At 60.6% G+C, this 12,876-nt stretch carries 12 protein-coding genes; 3 read left to right on the forward strand and 9 right to left on the reverse strand.

The features are described from left to right. A partial coding sequence (locus DTP52_RS31715; RefSeq protein WP_371925627.1) for a hypothetical protein occupies positions 1-107 on the forward strand: 107 nt, incomplete at its 5' end. A gap of 13 nt (positions 108-120) precedes the next feature. Then, positions 121-318, forward strand: coding sequence for a YbdD/YjiX family protein (locus tag DTP52_RS22505; RefSeq protein WP_003201656.1), 198 nt, complete (start codon positions 121-123; stop codon positions 316-318). A 196-nt stretch (positions 319-514) separates the two neighbouring features. Here the strand turns inward: DTP52_RS22505 and DTP52_RS22515 are convergent, their stop codons facing one another. Next, complete coding sequence (locus tag DTP52_RS22515) at positions 515-2,311, reverse strand: methyl-accepting chemotaxis protein (protein ID WP_109755310.1); 1,797 nt, start codon at positions 2,309-2,311, stop codon at positions 515-517. A gap of 210 nt (positions 2,312-2,521) precedes the next feature. On the opposite strand from DTP52_RS22515, the gene DTP52_RS22520 reads away from it, so the two are divergent. Next, positions 2,522-4,648: a TonB-dependent siderophore receptor gene (locus DTP52_RS22520; protein ID WP_109755311.1), complete on the forward strand. Its 2,127-nt coding sequence runs from the start codon at positions 2,522-2,524 to the stop codon at positions 4,646-4,648. Between the two features lie 69 nt (positions 4,649-4,717). Here DTP52_RS22520 and DTP52_RS22525 read toward each other — a convergent pair whose 3' ends face one another. From DTP52_RS22525 to ribBA, 8 genes are all read right to left on the reverse strand, one after another. Further along, entirely contained in the window at positions 4,718-5,716 is a 999-nt protein-coding gene (locus DTP52_RS22525) for an acyltransferase (RefSeq protein ID WP_109755461.1), read from the reverse strand. Positions 5,717-5,891: 175 nt separating this feature from the next. Beyond that, entirely contained in the window at positions 5,892-6,935 is a 1,044-nt protein-coding gene (locus DTP52_RS22530) for an LLM class flavin-dependent oxidoreductase (RefSeq protein ID WP_109755312.1), read from the reverse strand. A gap of 29 nt (positions 6,936-6,964) precedes the next feature. Next, on the reverse strand, positions 6,965-7,450 hold the full coding sequence (locus DTP52_RS22535; RefSeq protein ID WP_109755462.1) for a flavin reductase family protein: 486 nt from the start codon (positions 7,448-7,450) through the stop codon (positions 6,965-6,967). Positions 7,451-7,494: 44 nt separating this feature from the next. Continuing rightward, on the reverse strand, positions 7,495-8,646 hold the full coding sequence (locus DTP52_RS22540; RefSeq protein ID WP_109755313.1) for an ABC transporter ATP-binding protein: 1,152 nt from the start codon (positions 8,644-8,646) through the stop codon (positions 7,495-7,497). A gap of 17 nt (positions 8,647-8,663) precedes the next feature. After that, positions 8,664-9,473: an ABC transporter permease gene (locus tag DTP52_RS22545; RefSeq protein WP_109755314.1), complete on the reverse strand. Its 810-nt coding sequence runs from the start codon at positions 9,471-9,473 to the stop codon at positions 8,664-8,666. Positions 9,474-9,479: 6 nt separating this feature from the next. Further along, positions 9,480-10,403, reverse strand: a complete 924-nt coding sequence (locus DTP52_RS22550) for an ABC transporter permease (protein WP_178082500.1) — start codon at positions 10,401-10,403, stop codon at positions 9,480-9,482. Beyond that, a complete protein-coding gene (locus tag DTP52_RS22555) occupies positions 10,400-11,425 on the reverse strand; it encodes an ABC transporter substrate-binding protein (RefSeq protein ID WP_109755316.1) in 1,026 nt (341 codons plus the stop codon). The genes DTP52_RS22550 and DTP52_RS22555 overlap by 4 nt, the downstream gene beginning before the upstream one ends. A 287-nt stretch (positions 11,426-11,712) precedes the next feature. Continuing rightward, positions 11,713-12,822, reverse strand: coding sequence for a bifunctional 3,4-dihydroxy-2-butanone-4-phosphate synthase/GTP cyclohydrolase II (ribBA, locus tag DTP52_RS22560; protein ID WP_109755317.1), 1,110 nt, complete (start codon positions 12,820-12,822; stop codon positions 11,713-11,715). Positions 12,823-12,876: the final 54 nt, after the last annotated feature.

Genomic DNA, 12,876 nt, shown 5'->3' on the forward strand with positions numbered 1-12,876 from the left:
TGGTCTTCAGCATCCTGTTCTACGCGCTCAAGGTCGGCATCGCCGCCTGGGGCACCAAGGAACGCACGGACAAAGAAGCGCCATTCCAGGCACTGCCGGACGCTTGAGAGGATTGCAACGATGTTCAATGACTTGAGTCGCCTGGGTAAATACCTCGGTCAGGCCGCCCGCCTGATGGTCGGCATGCCCGACTACGACAACTACGTCGAGCACATGCAGACCAAACACCCGGACAAGCCGTTGATGGACTACGAGGCGTTCTTTCGCGAACGCCAGGAGGCCCGTTACGGCGGCAAGGGTGGGCCCAAGTGCTGCTGAAGCATCGCTTGGATTGAGGTAACCCCCCTGTGGGAGCGGGCTTGCTCGCGAAGGCGTAGTGTCAGTTAGCAGATCATGCGGCTGACCCACCGCGATCGCGAGCAGGCTCGCTCCCACAGTTGTTTTGAGGTGGTCTCAGGATTTGCATGCACCACAGAACCCTTGTGGGCGGAGCAGGAGTCGTGCTACCGCACCATCACTCCGCCAGCAACACCGCCGCATCGAACCCCACTCGCAGATTGCCCCAATGGCGGCCGCCGAAGAAGAACGGGACGTCGATCTCGGTCATGATTTCCCCGGTATCGCGCAGGTAGGTCTGTAGCAGGAAGCGCTGGACGTTGCCCGCCGCGCGCAGGCCGATCGGGTCGTTGAAGATCCGCTTGTTGCGGCACACTGGCAAATCCACCGTCCGGTCGCCGGTCGGCGGCTTCGAGACCCAGCTGTTGTTCACCGGGCAATAGCCTTTGCTGTCGACAATGAACGAAACCTTGCCACCCGGCGTGCTGCGGGTGAGTTTGTCGCATTCTTCCTGGCAGACCTGGGCAAAGCGTTCGGTATAGCTGGCCATATACTGCTTGGGATCGGTGCCGGGAATTAGCTGGTAATTCTGATCGAACAGGTTCAGGCCTTCGCCTTGCAGGGCTTCCAGACGAACCTGCAAGTTATCGCGGCACTCGCTGGCGCGGGTAATGGCAGCGTCCAGCTTGCCGTGGCCGAGCACGAAGCGACCCAGCAACGCCTGGACCTTTTCGGCCACGCCGGACAGGTCGCGGGTGGCCGTCGCCGAATGCTGCATGCGCTGGTCGATCAACTGGCTGTCGGCGTGGATCTGGGTGACCCGGTCGTTGATCCCCGTGTTGCTGTCGGCGAACTCTTGGATATGGGTGGCGATGTCCGCCAGCTTGCCGTTGGTGGATTCGAAATCGCCGATCATGCTTTCGAAATGGCCGGAGGCACGTTCCACCACTTTCTGGGTTTCCCGGGCGCTGTGGCTGATCTGCGTGGTTTGCTCGTGGGTGGAGCTGACTTCCTCGAGCATGGCGTCGATGTTGCGCGAGATATCGTCGGTGGCCCGACTGACGTTCTGGGCCAAGGTGCGCACTTCATCGGCCACCACCGCGAAGCCACGACCGCTTTCGCCGGCCCGGGCCGCTTCGATGGCGGCATTGAGGGCCAGCAGGTTGGTCTGGGCGGAGATCTGCTGGATCAACCCGACGATCGACTTGATGCTCGAGGAACGCTGGTTCAGGGCGCTCACCAGGGTGGCGAATTCACCGAGGCTGTTGGAGATTTCACTGATGTTGCCGGTCACTTCCAGCAGCTCGGCGTAAGAGTCGCGGGCCATGCTCAGGTTCTGGGCGGTGGTGCTGGAGATGCCCTGGGTCTGGCGCGAGACTTCTTCGATGCGGCCCACGGCGGTGTTGCTCTGGTCCATCACTTCCTTGGCGAAGCGGGCCTGGTGGGTGGCGCTGTCGCTGGAGTCGCTGATGTTCTTCAGCGAGCGGGCCGACTCTACGGCGATGTGTACGGTCAGCGCCTGGACGTTGCTGATGATTTCCCGCTGCTTGGCCAGGAAACGGTTACAGGTGCCGGCCAGCACGCGAATCTCGTCGTGGGTCACCAGCGGCAGGTCCTTGGACAAGTCGCCTTCGCCGTTGGCGATCTCTTCCAGGGCCTTGGTCATGGCGGTGACAGGGCGCACGATGAGGTGGCGGAAATACCAGACCATGAAGCTGATCATGCCCAGCGTCAGGACCGCGCCGAAGAGCAGGGCATGGGTCAGGCTATCGAGCCGACCTTCGATCTGCTCCAGCAAGGCGCCGTCCAGCTGCGCGTTGTGTAGTTGCAGCAGAATCTCGGCACGGGCGCTGAGGGCCACCCAGTACAGCAAGCCACTGACCAGCACCAGCAGGAAAAGGCTCGACAGCTTTTTGGTGAGCGTATCGAAAAATTGCATCTCGATAGACTCGTACAAGGCCTTCAACGTCTGCATGCCACCGCTCCTGGGCAAAAAAATCTCTCAATGGAATACATTCGACCGCGAGCGCAAAAGCTTTAGGACAATAGGGCTATTTGATATCACCCTGTGAGGTCAAGCCCGTTCACACAGGGTTTGGGGAATTACATTTGATACAAAAGATTTACTGGGAATGATTCTCAAAGTATATTTGCTCTCATTAACGTCCCTTCCAGAGTGCGCGTCTTGAATCGTTCCACCCCCCTCGCAAATCGCAATGTCTTCATCAAGTGTGTATTGCCAACCTTGTCCTGCTGCTTCATTGCAAGCCCATTGTGGGCGCAGGACTCTCTCGAGCTGCCCGCCACGGACATCCAGGGCAGTCGCGTCACTCAGGACGAGGGCTATACGACGTCGCAAGCCAGTACGGCGAGCAAGAGCGATGTACCGATCAAGGAAGAAGCGCAGTCGATCAATGTGGTAACCCAGCAGACCTTGGCGGACTACCAGGTGCGCTCGCTGAACGACGCGATGAAGTTCGTCAGCGGTGTCAGCCAGGGCAATACCCTGGGTGGCTCGCGGGACTCGCTGGTCAAGCGTGGTTTCGGTACCAACGACGATGGCTCGATCCTGCGCGACGGCGTGCGTTCGAACCTGGGGCACAACTTCAGTGCCACCACCGAGCGAGTCGAAGTGCTCAAGGGTCCGGCCTCGATGCTGTACGGCGCGCTGGAACCCGGTGGCTTGGTCAACGTCATCAGCAAAAAGCCGGAGTACACCCAGAGCACCACCTTGAGCGGTTCGGCCTACAGCGAAGGTGGCGGCACCATGGCCCTGGATACCACCGGACCGTTGGGCGATACCGGCCTGGCGTATCGCCTGATTGCCGAACGCGGGCATGAGGATTACTGGCGCAACTACGGCGTCAACGAGAGCACGCTGGTGGCGCCGTCCTTGGCTTGGACAGGGGAGCGGGCTTCGTTGAATTTGAGTTATGAATACAACGAATATTCCAATCCGTTTGACCGGGGTACGGTGTTCACCAACGGGCATCCGGCCGATATCGATTATGACAAGCGCCTGGATGAGCCTTGGGCCAAGAGCGTGGGGATTCGCGAGACGGCTACGGCGCGGTTCGAATATGAGTTGAGTGAGGCGTGGAAGACCCGTGTGACTTATGGTTGGAACAATGATCGGTACAGCCTTTCTATTGCGCAGCCGAGCCTGTCAAAAACCGGTGTTTTTCAACGGGCTGCCAACGGTGCTCACTACGACGATGAAACCCGTTATGCCAGTTGGGATTTCATAGGCAAGCAAGAGCCGCTAGGCCAACGTCATGATTTGTTGATTGGCGTTGATAATCAGGTTTCTGATCAATTCCGTGGCAAGACTTACCGTGGAAAGGCTCAGGCTGGTTTCGATATCACATCGCCGGTTTATGGCGGTCTGGCTGAGCCCAGTGTGATCAGTCCAACTCAAAGCGATCTGCGCAACCAGTTGAACTCCAGCTCTGTCTATTTGAAGGACAACTGGCATCTCGACGATCGCTGGATTTTGGTATTGGGCGGTCGTTATCAGCATTACGATCAATACAGCGACCAGGGGCTTGGTAGTAACTACGAAGTCAATCGCGATGACAACGGTGACGCCTTCGTACCATTCCTCGGCCTGGTTTACAAAGCCACCGACACTTTGTCGCTGTACGGTAACTACAGCCGTTCGTTCAAGCCCAATGACACCGTGGACGACGCCGGCAAGACCTTCGATCCGGAGGAGGGCCGCAGCTATGAGATCGGTGCCAAGTACGATCCGCTCCCAGGCTTGAACATCAACCTCGCGTTGTTCGACATCGTCAAGAAAAACGTCGTGACGTCCTCTACGGTCAATGGCGTGACCCTGTCGGAAGCCGCCGGCAAAGTCGGTTCCCAAGGCCTGGAACTGGACATCACCGGTCGCCTGTCCGAGCGTTGGGACCTGATTGGCACCTACGCCTACACCCACACGGAAATCCTCGACGATCCGGATGATGAAGGCCATCGCCTCGCTGACGCACCCAAGCACACCGCCAGCCTGTACTTGAGCCACCACTTGAACGTACCTGCCGAATTCGGCGCCTGGCACGCCGGTGCCGGTGCGCGCTACGTCGGTGAACGCGCCGCCAACAACGCCAACGATTTCTGGCTGAGCAGCTATACCGTCGCCGACGCCTTCCTGCGTTGGGAGTCGCCGGTATTCGGGCACAAGACCTCCCTGCAACTGAACGTGGACAACCTGTTCGACAAGCAGTACTACCCGTCCTCCACCGGCAGCCAGTTGCAAGTCAACGTCGGCGAGCCGCGTACCGCCAAGCTGAGCGCCAGCGTGACGTTCTGATTCCGCCGCACTGAAACACAAAATGCCCGGGACCTGCGTCCCGGGCATTTTTTGTACGGCGGTCAGAGACTAAGCCACCGTGCTGCCAACGGGAGCCTGTGTGGCTGCGGATTTAACGCCCGACCTGAGAGCATGACGAAGCTTCAGCGCCGGCCGCTCGACCCCGTAGTACGACACGCCACTCAACGCGAACGACAGCACCAGCACCGCGGTGATGATCAGGGCGCTGTATTCGACCGGCCAGAATGCCCGCAACACGTACATCACCACAAAGTGGTTGAGGAACACGCCGTAGCTGATATTGCCCAGGAACTCATCCAGTCGGTGATGCTTCAGCTTGCTGAGCAAAAACACCGCCGGCAGGCCCAGGGCGATGCCCAGGGTCACCTCGGCGTTGAAAGGCCGACGGGGAATGATCCCCACGACAATGCTCAGGAACATCAACGCGGCAACGAGCAGGGTGACGGACACGATCCACAGCCCCTTGGCCCGGACCCGATACAGGTAGCTGCCGCAAAGAAAAATGAACAGCACACCGGGCAGCAGGCGATAGCCGTAGATGTCGGTGTCGAGGTAGCCCAGCGAGGCGAGCATGAACACCGTCACGGACACCGCAAAAGCAATACCCCGCGCCTTGTAGAGGATCAGGAACGGGATCAGCAGGTAAAAACACATTTCCAGGCCCAGCGACCAACCGGGTGGCAGGATTTCGGGCACGGTGATGCCGAACATGTAGAAACCCAATGGCACGATCGGCAGGCTGGTGGTGATGTTTTCGAGGGTCAGCGCTGCTGCCTGGGGTGTTCCCGGCAGCAGGAAATGGATCACCGCGCAGGACAGGACGAAGTACACCAAAAACTGCGGGTACAGCCTCAGCAGTCGATCCATGTAGAACAGGCCGATTTGCCCCGGGGTGTTGTAGGTTCTCTCGATCAACGAGGTCATCACAAAACCGCTGATGATCAGGAAGGACACCACGGCAACGACGCCGGGGTTGAACCCCATGAACGTCACGCCCATATGCGAAACCGCCACCAGCAGGGCCAACAGCAACCGATAAACCCCCACGCGCATCATCCTTAATCAGAGTTGATCCGTTTGCGCGGTACGTTATGTGGCTTTGCGAGCCGTTAACAGGGGTTTGCGGAGCGGCGGCGGGGTAGTGGGGGCAATTGTCACTTTTGACACTTATGTTTCAGTTATCTGGCCATCGCGAGCCCGCTCGCGATGGCCAGATAACCGATCAGCGAAACACCGGCACCACCTGCTGGATGAACAACTCCAGGGATTTCTTCTTCTCGGCATGGGGCAGACTGTTGTCGCACCAGAAGCTGAACTCATCCACTCCCAGTTCCTGGTAGTACTTGATGCGTTCGATGATTTCCTGCGGCGTGCCGATCATGGTGTTCTTGCGGATGTTCTCCAGCTGGAACTCCGGACGCTCGGCGAACTTTTCTTCCGGGCTTGGCGCGAGGAAACCGTTGACCGGTACTTGCTTGTTGCCGAACCAGGCATCGAAGGTGCGATAGAACCTGGAGATCGCCTGGGCACCAACCTTCCAGCCTTCGGGATCATCCACCGCATGCACGTGGGTGTGACGCAGTACCATCAATTGCGGGCGTGGCACGTCGGGGTTGTTGTCCAGGGCGGCCTGGAACTTGTTCTTCAGGTCCAGGACTTCCTCATCGCCCTTCATCAACGGCGTGACCATCACGTTGCAGCCATTGGCGACGGCGAAGTTGTGGGAGTCCGGGTCGCGGGCGGCGATCCACATCGGTGGGTAGGGTTTGCGGATCGGCTTGGGCACGCTGGTGGAGGTGGGGAATTTCCAGATCTCGCCATCGTGGGCGTAGTCGCCTTGCCACAGGGCGCGCACCACCGGGACCATTTCCCGCAGCGCCTGGCCGCCGGAGGATGCCGGCATGCCGCCGGCCATGCGGTCGAACTCCACTTGATAGGCGCCCCGGGCCAGGCCCACTTCCATACGGCCATTGCTGATCACGTCCAGCAGCGCGCATTCGCCGGCCACCCGCAGCGGGTGCCAGAACGGCGCGATGATGGTACCCGCGCCCAGGTGGATAGTGGTGGTTTTGCCGGCCAGGTACGCCAGCAGCGGCATCGGGCTTGGCGAGATGGTGTATTCCATGGCGTGGTGTTCGCCGATCCACACAGTGCTGAAACCGCCAGCCTCTGCCAGCAGGGTCAGCTCGGTCAGGTCTTCGAACAACTGGCGATGGCTGACGCTTTCGTCCCAGCGCTCCATGTGTACGAACAGGGAAAATTTCATGGCGCTTTCTCTTGTTGTTGGCGATCGGTTCAGGCGAGGACGGGCAGGGCGCCCATCTTGCCGTGGCAATAAACCAGCGGCCCCGGTGTGTGTTGCGGCACGATCAGATTCTTCACGGCACCGACCATGATGGCGTGGTCGCCGCCTTCGTATTCTCGCCACAGTTCGCATTCGATGATGGCGGTGGCGTTACTCAGCAACGGGTTGCCCAGCTCGCTCAGGGTCCATTCGATGCCCTGGGCCTTGTCCTTGCCTTTGCGCGCGAAGGCATAGGCTTCGTTCTGCTGACCGCCGGAGAGCACGTGGATGGCGAAGCGGCGGTTCTTGATCAGCACCGGGTAAGAGTCGGAACTGTAGTTGGGGCAGAACAGCACCAGGGCCGGGTCCATCGACAACGAACTGAACGCGCTGGCGGTGAGGCCGACGATCTGCCCATCGTCATCGAGCGTGGTGATCACCGTCACCCCGGACGGGAACGAGCCCATGACTTGTTTGTAGACACTGGCATCGATCATCGGACGATCCTCGGGCTTTATCGGTTGTGGGCGCGCAATGTTCATCAATGGGCACCTGCGGCTTTGTTCAGGTCGCTCTCGGCCCATTGGGTGTAGACGCAGGCATCGGCGGTGGCCCAGCGCACACGCACCGGGTCGCCGGCCTTGAGCGGCATGCCGGCGGCGGACAGCGCCTTGACGGTCATCGAGGTTCCGCCCGAGGTCACCACGCTGCAGGTCTGGCTTTCACCAAGGAACAGCACTTCGACGACCTTGGCCGAGACTTCATTCCAGCCAGCCGCCAAGGGTTCCTGGCCGGCTTGCTCGACGCTCAAGGCGAGGGCTTTTTCCGGGCGCACCATCAGCAGCACGTCCTGCTCGATTTGCAGGCCAGCGGTCAGGCGGATAGACAGTGGCTGGCCTTCGAAGGACGCTACCGCGTTGCCCTGGGCCTTGAGCTTGAGGAAGTTGGAATTGCCCAGGAACGAGGCCACGAACGCGTTCGGTGGGTTCTGGTAGAGGTCATAGCCACTGCCCAGGCCGACGATCTTGCCGTGGCTGAAAATGGCGATGCGCTGGGACAGGCGCATGGCTTCTTCCTGGTCATGGGTGACGTAGACGATGGTGATGCCCAGGCGCCGATGCAATTGGCGCAGTTCGTCCTGCAGGTCTTCGCGGAGTTTTTTATCCAGGGCGCCGAGTGGTTCATCCATCAGCAGAATGCGTGGTTCATAGACCAGTGCCCGGGCGATCGCCACACGCTGTTGTTGGCCGCCAGAGAGTTGCGAAGGACGCCGATGGGCGAACTCGCCCAGTTGCACCAGCTTGAGCATGGCATCGACCCGGCGCTCGCGTTCCGCGCTGGCCAGTTTGCGAATCGCCAGGGGAAAGGCGATGTTGTCGCGCACCGACAGGTGCGGGAACAGTGAGTAACGCTGGAACACCATGCCGATGTCGCGTTTGTGCGGTGGCACGTTGACCAGGGATTTGCCTCCCACCAGGATTTCGCCGCTGCTGGGCGTTTCAAACCCGGCCAGCATCGACAGCGTGGTGCTCTTGCCCGAGCCGCTGGAGCCGAGGAAGGTCAGGAATTCACCGTCCTGGATGTCCAGGGAGATGTCGTCCACGGCGGCAAAGTCGCCGTAGTGCTTGTTCAGGTTGCGCAGGCTGACCAGGGTCTTGTTGTGCTGTTGTGCGGGGTCTTTGACGGCACTCATCGTATTCTCCTAGGCGCTCAGGCCCTGATTTCATTGCGCCGGCGCAGGGCGGCGGCGATCACCATCACCAACACCGAGAGGCCGATCAGCAGCGTCGAAGCGACGGCGATCACGGGCGTCAGGTCCTGGCGCAGGGTGGTCCACATTTTTACTGGCAGGGTTTGCAGAGTCGGGCTGGCCATCATCACGCTCAGCACCACCTCGTCCCACGACACCAGGAAGGCGAACAAGGCGCCGGCGACCATGCCGGGGCGAATCGCCGGAAAGGTCACCTTGAACACTGCTTGCAGGCGTGAGGCGCCGCAGATCACCGCAGCATCCTCGATGGATTGGTCGAACAGCTTGAGCGAGTTGATGATCGAGATAATGGTGAAGGGCAGTGCGACGATTACGTGACTGACCACGAACGCGAACATCGTCCCGGTGTAACCCAGTTTCAGGAACAACGCGTACACCGCCACCGCGATGATCACCAGCGGCACGATCATCGGCAGGGTGAACAGGCCATAGAGCATTTCCCGACCGGGAAAGCGCCCGCGGACCAGGGCAAACGCGGTCGGCAAACCCAGCGCCACGGCGCAGACGGTGGTCAGTACCGCGACCTTGAGGCTGGTCAGGGCCGCGCTCATCCAGTCGGGGTTGGAGAAGAACTGGCCGTACCATTTCAAGGTCCAGCCCGGTGGCGGGAACACCAGCCACTGGGACGAACCGAACGACAGCAGCACGATGAACACGATCGGCAACAGCAGGAACAGCGCGATCAGGCCAGTGGTGAAGTACAGCCCGAACCGCATGCGCCGGCTCATGGCATTGGGAGTCAGGAGCATGACGGCTTACCTCGCGTTGCTGGCACCTACCGGGGATTCCGGCTGGAGCTTCAGGTAGAAGTAGAACAGCACCAGGGTGATCGCCACCAACAAGGCGGCGCCGGCACTGGCCAGGCCCCAATTGAGGAACGACTGCACCTGCTGGATGATGAATTCCGGCAGCATCATGTTCTGCGCGCCGCCCAGCAGTGCCGGGGTCACGTAGTAACCGAGGGACATCACGAACACCATCAGCCCGCCGGAGAACAGCCCCGGTCGGCACAGGGGCAGGAACACCCGGAAGAAGTTGGTCCAGGGGCTGGCGCCACAGATGGAGCCGGCCTGCAGGATCATCGGGTCGATGGCCTGCATGGTTGCCTGCAACGGCAGGACGATGAACGGGATCATGATGTAGCTCATGCCGATCACCACGCCGGTGAGGTTGTGCACCATCTCCAACGGTTGGTCGATGATGCCCATGGCCATCAACGCCTTGTTGATCACCCCGGAGGCTTGCAGCAACACCAGCCAGGAGTAGGTGCGGGCCAGCAGGCTGGTCCACATCGACAGCAGCACGATGTTCAGCATCCAACGGCCCCAGCCACGAGGCACCAGGGTGATGGCCCAGGCCAGGGGGAAACCCAGCAGCAGGCTGAACAGCGTCACCAGCCCGGCCACCGAAAAGGTGTTGAACAACACCCGGGCATAGGCCGAGTTGGCGAACAGTTGCTCGTAATTACCCAGGCCGGGCACCGGTTCCAGTACGCCGCGCAACAACAGGCCAATCAGCGGCGCCAGGAAGAACAGTCCGAGGAACAGCAGGGCGGGAAGCAGATTGCCGCTCCCGCGCCAGCGCTGGGCCAGCGACGGGGTTTGCGGGGCAACGGTCTTGGCGATTGTCACACCGGCAGCGCCAGCGGTGTGCTGGGTTGCCGGTGCCGCTATTTTCATTTGACCAGCCATTCGTTCCACCGTGTCGCGATGTCCTGACCGTTCTTGGCCCAGTACGCGAAATCAAGTGTGATCTGGTCCTTGGCGTAGGCGGTCGGCAGGTTGGGAGCGAGCACCGAATCCAGGCGTGCGACGCTGTCGACGTTGACCGGGGCATAGGCGGTCAGGTTGGAAAAATCGGCCTGACCCTTGGCGCTGCTGGCGTGGGCCAGGAACTTCATGGCCGCGGCCTTGTTCTTCGAACCCTTTGGAATGACCAGGATGTCGGCCATGACCAGGTTCTGCTTCCAGCTTACGCCGACGGGAGCGCCATCCTGTTGCAAGGCATAGATGCGCCCGTTCCAGAACTGCCCGATGCTGGCTTCGCCGGAGGCGAGCAACTGCTGGGACTGGGCACCGCCGCCCCACCAGACAATGTCTTTCTTGATGGTGTCGAGTTTTTTGAAGGCGCGGTCCAGGTCCAGCGGGTAGAGCTTGTCGGCCGTTACGCCGTCGGCCAGCAAGGCCAGCTCAAGCACGCCAGGGCTTGGCCATTTGTACAGGGCGCGTTTGCCGGGGTAGGTCTTTGTGTCGAACAGTGCGCTCCAGTCCTGGGGCTTGCCGGAACCGAGCTTGCCTTCGTTGTAGCCGAGGACGAACGAAAAATAGAACGAACCGACGCCGTGATCGGAGACGAAGCGTGGGTCGATCTTGTCGCGCTGGATGACCGAGAAGTCCAGGGGCTCGAGCAGACCTTCAGCGGCGGCGCGCAAGGCGAAGTCCGCCTCGACGTCGACCACGTCCCATTGCACGTTACCGCTTTCGACCATGGCCTTGAGCTTGCCGTAGTCAGTCGGGCCATCCTGGACCACGGTGATGCCGCTGGCCTTGCTGAACGGGTCGGCCCAGGCCTGTTTCTGCGCGTCCTGGGTGCTGCCGCCCCAACTGACGAAGTTGACGCTTTCCGCCGCCATTGCCACATGACTGACTGTGGCCAGCAAACCTGCGAACAGTACTGCGGCTGCACTTTTCTTCAACACCATTTTCACGCCCTCATTGTTGTGTTTTTGAGCGGGCTTTTGTTGCCCGCCTATCGGGAGCAGTAGGTCCATCTGGCCTTAAAGGCGACCGAGCCAAGGGCTTTTGTTTGTGCTTTCCCTGTCGAGGGGCACTTGGCTGAAGTGTTCGGTCTATGGAATATCATATTATGGTATTCCAAGCTTTCTGCAAGCATTTTGCCGTACCGGCTATCTGTCCGGCCGGGTTTTTCGCGATCTTTTGTGGGAGCGAGCAGGCTCGCTCCCACAAGGCGTTGTGTGTTGCCTCGGGTTTATCCGGTGAAGGGAATACTTTCCACCACCTCCAGGTCATACCCGGTCAACCCCGCGTACTTGAGCGGCGGGCCCAGGTGTCGCAACTTGCCGACGCCCAGGTCCTGGAGAATCTGCGCTCCGGTGCCCACTTCAGAATAGATGCGCGATTGCGAGCGGCTGAACTGTCGTGGCGGCTGGGTCAACTGCGGTACACGCTCGAGCAACGCCTGGGACGACTCGTGATTGGCCAGCACCACCACCACGCCACTGCCTTCTTCGGCGACCCGTTGCAGGGCCGCCCACAGCGTCCAATTGGAAGGGCCGTTATATTCGGCGCCCACCAGGTCCCGCAGCGGGTCGATCACATGCACCCGCACCAGGGTCGGTTCTTCCCGGCGAATGTTGCCCATCACCATCGCCATGTGTACGCCGCCTTCGATACGGTCTTCGAAGGTGAACAAGCGGAAGGTACCGTGCACGGTGGGCAGTTCCCGTTCACCAATGCGTACCACGGTGTGCTCGGTGCTCAGGCGGTAGTGGATCAGGTCGGCGATAGTGCCGATCTTGATCCCGTGCTTGCGGGCGAAAATCTCCAGGTCCGGGCGGCGGGCCATGGTGCCGTCGTCGTTCATCACTTCGACGATCACCGATGCCGGTGTGAAGCCCGCCAGGCGCGCCAGGTCGCACCCGGCTTCGGTGTGCCCGGCGCGGGTCAGCACGCCGCCTTCCTTGGCCCGCAATGGGAAGATATGCCCCGGCTGCACGATATCGCTGGGCCCCGCATCGGCGGCCACGGCGGCGGCGACGGTGCGTGCCCGGTCGGCGGCGGAAATACCGGTGGTCACGCCCGTGGCGGCCTCGATGGAAACGGTGAAAGCTGTGCTGAATGCACTGCCGTTGCTTGGCACCATCTGCTCCAGGCCCAGGCGCTGGCAATGTTCGTCGGTCAAGGTCAGACAGATCAGCCCACGGGCTTCGCGGGCCATGAAGCTGATGGCCTGGGCGTTGCAGCAGTTGGCGGCGAGTAGTAGGTCGCCTTCGTTTTCCCGATCCTCGTCATCGACCAGCAACACCATCTTGCCCTGGCGATAGTCTTCGATGATTTCCTGAATGCTATTAAAGGCCATGTCGGGCTCTCTTTGTTTGGATGGGGGCTTGCTGGAATGTCGTTGTGGTATACC

It is taken from the genome of Pseudomonas sp. 43mfcvi1.1 (assembly GCF_900115935.1).
GTDB lineage: Bacteria > Pseudomonadota > Gammaproteobacteria > Pseudomonadales > Pseudomonadaceae > Aquipseudomonas > Aquipseudomonas bijieensis.